The 3183-nt window shown below is 70.4% G+C and carries 2 protein-coding genes; both read right to left on the reverse strand.

Features of this window, described 5'->3' with window-relative positions:
• Nucleotides 1–2855: toprim domain-containing protein (locus AC5JBD_RS00025; protein ID WP_495719706.1), on the reverse strand; the 2855-nt coding region annotated here is incomplete at its 3' end.
• Nucleotides 2852–3183: hypothetical protein (locus tag AC5JBD_RS00030; RefSeq protein WP_495719707.1), on the reverse strand; the 332-nt coding region annotated here is incomplete at its 5' end. The genes AC5JBD_RS00025 and AC5JBD_RS00030, both read right to left, overlap by 4 nt.

The following is a 3183-nucleotide window of genomic DNA, read 5'->3' on the forward strand; positions in this document are numbered from 1 at the left end:
GGGATCGGCAGCGGCCGGTCGGTCAGCACCAGGACCTCGACCGGGTTGGCAGCGGTCCGATTGGCCCCGCGGGGCCGGCCGATGATCTGGAGGAGCTCGCCCTCGCAGATCTGCCACCGCACCGCTTCGGCTATTGGGTCGGGGTGGCGGTCAGCCGGGGCGGAGATAGAAGCGCCGTCCGCCAGCTGGATCGCGCTGTCCTGGCGGTCGTAGCGGCTGCAGCGGACAGTCACGGCCTTGCCGGTCAGGGCCTCGGCGATGCGCTCCACGTCACCCGGCCGGGGCTGGGTGCGGCCGACCACCACGGTCAGGCTGACGCCAGGGCTGTTGGGCTGCGGTCCCCATTCGTCGCGGCCGGCCACGTTGTTGTGGTGTGCCATCTCTACGTTAGCAGGCACCGGGCCGGCCTGCTTCCAGTAGTCCTCGACGGCTTTCTGCGCGACCACCAGCACCCGGCCGTGGGCCTGCCGGGCCTCGCGCCAGACAGCCGAGCGCAGCCGCTCGCTGTTCTTCAGCCGGCGTTCGGCCTCAGCCTGGTCGCAGTAGTCATCCGGCACCAGCGCCGTTTTGGGCCAGTCGCGGCCATGGAGCTGGCGCACCCGCATGTGCGGGGTCCGCGCCTCGATCTCGGCCGTGACCTCGACGTTCGGCCAATAAGGGCGCAGCAGGTCGGCATTGAGCGTGGCGTCGAGATGCAGGGTGGGCACCAGCCATGCCTTGGCGACACTGCGCCGGCTGCGGAGCCGCAGCATCCGCACCGGGCCGTTCTCGCCTTCCACCGTGACCAACGAGGCCCAGCCGCTCGCCTCGGGACCGTCATCGGCGAGTAAGGCCTTGAGCGCCGTGAAGAACCTGGCGCAGCGCATGGCCGCGCGGTTCTGCTGGACGGCGCGCACCGCGGCGCGACGGTCCTCGGCCGGCATGCCGGGGTGGATGTCGGCCTCGATCACCCGCTCCCAGGACAGGGCGTAGCCATCGCGGCCGGTGTCGTGGGTCAGGCCTTCACGCAGCAGCACGTCGCGGCGCAGAGGCCCGTCCTGGTGCTGCCCGAGCGCCTTGAGCACGAGGTGGTGGATGCTGCGGATTCGCGCGGCATTGAGCGAGCTGAGCTTCTCATGCGCTGGAATGTCCTCGGCCAGCGTGTCGAGTGTCATGTCGATCGGCGGGCCGTCCACGCCTTCCAGGCCCTTGCGCCAGGCTGCCTCGTCCACCACCAGCACGGCGACCTTGCCGAGGGTGGCTGGCTTGTTCGCAAACAGCAGCTCATGCGGCACGAACCAGAGATCGGCTTCCTGGCCCTTCTGCCGCTGATAGCCGCATACCTCGAAGAACGGGCAGGCCGGCGAGCCGGACTTATGCTTGTTGCGGCACACCGCGGCTTCCGGCTTCGCGCCGACGCTCTGTGCCTCGCGCACCGCCTCGAGGTCGTGACACATCTTGTCGCCCGGCTGCAGCGGGTCATCGGCTTCCCGGCCGCGCCAGACGGCCGCACGGAGACCCGCAGAACGGGCTTCGGGCAGCGCCTCGAACCGCCGGGCCTGCTCCTCGCCGAGCGCGTGGGTGGGCACCGCGAACACCACGTTCCGCCGATCGCCCCGCGCCCGCATCCGGGCCAGCAGCTTGGCCGCCTCGCGCCGCGCGCTGTCGCTCTTGCCGAGGCCGACCGCGACACGGGCGGCGTGGACGATCGGGAGGCGTGACACGCCGTCGAGCAGGGCACCGTCAGGGTCGAAGTCACGCGCCTCTGTGAAGAACCGCTCGATGGCCTGCTGCAGCCGCACGCGCGCCAGTTCCACGGGCAGCGCGGCATTACCCGGCGGCTGCGGTCCACGCGGCGAGAGGGCAGTCGCGATCCGCGCCAGGATGGCGGCCGGGCCATCCTTGCGGATCAGGTCGTTGAAGTCGGATTTGTTGAAGCGGCGCGGGCTCCAGGGCGTCGCCACGGCCACGTCGCGGCCTTCGCTGCGCCAGCGGCTCACCGCCTTCCCCAGTGCCTTCGCGGCCGGTGCGTCACGCGGATCATCGTCCGCGCAGACGACTAGGGGGGTCAGGGCAGGAGGCTGGACTTTGGCGACGCTGCCGAGTGCGATCCAGGTGGGGCGGCCGGTGGAGGCCCATACGGATAGGCCGGTTTCCGGGCCTTCCGCCAGCAGCAGCGCGCTGGGATGCGGATGCGCGATCTGCGTAGCCTTCGGCAGCCGCACCGCCGCGCCCTCGAGCACGCCGAAGCTCTGCTTGGTCGGCTTGCCCGGCTCATCCGGTCGCTTCTGGGCGTGGTCCGTCAGGTGCACCAACTGCACTGCGCGGACCCCGCCCTCAGCGTCGGTCGCCACCAGCATCAGCGCGTTGCGCTGGCGGTGGAACCGCACCGCCGCCGGCCAGCCCGCGGCAGGCTTCGGGATGTCGCGCGTAGCGACCAGATACTGCTCGGCAACCGTGCCAATCAGATCCTCGCCGGCCAGCGCGAAGGCCTGCGCGCGCCGGATACGGAGCGCTTCGTCGTCGCTCGGCCCTGCCTGGCGCTGCTGCCGCGGTGCTGCCTTGGGTCGCTCCTGCTCCGGCATGGAGAGGAAGTGCCGGGCGTACTGCACCGCTTCGGCGAAGCTGCCACCCCGCTCGCGCCGGATCAGCGCCAGCAGATCGCCGCCCGTGTTGCTCTCGTGGTCGTGCCAAAGACCGCGCTTGGCGCCGCTCAGGACTAGCGAGAACGAGCCGCGGCGGCCATAACGCAGCTCCCGGCTGGTGCGGCTGGTCGGCTCACCCAGCAGGGCACGGCATAAATCTTCCGCGCAGCCGGTGAGGCCTGCACGGATCTCCTGCAGTTCGGTGTCGTCGCTATCGAGCGACGCGCTCAAGCAGCACCGCCGGTCTGCAGCTTGAACAGGATCCGGTTCAGGCTCTCAGACTGCTTCGGCGTGAGCCTCCAGCGACGGCTGATATCGCGCAGGAACTGGCGTTCCCACTCGCTCAGGCGGCCCGAGAAGCGTAGCGCCCAATCGACCTGCGTCGCGTGCGCAGGGCGCGGGACTGTATAGGCCGGCTCCAGCACAGGTGGGGCTGGCCTAAAGACTTCGTCCCAGGTCAGCCCTGCATTGCGCAGGGTCCTGCTTACTAGCAGTGCGGCAGCAGCGCGCTCGCCCTCATAGTCGGAGCCCAGCCGGCCGCAGATCTTGGCCAGCTTAG

Source organism: Allosphingosinicella sp. (assembly GCF_059502505.1).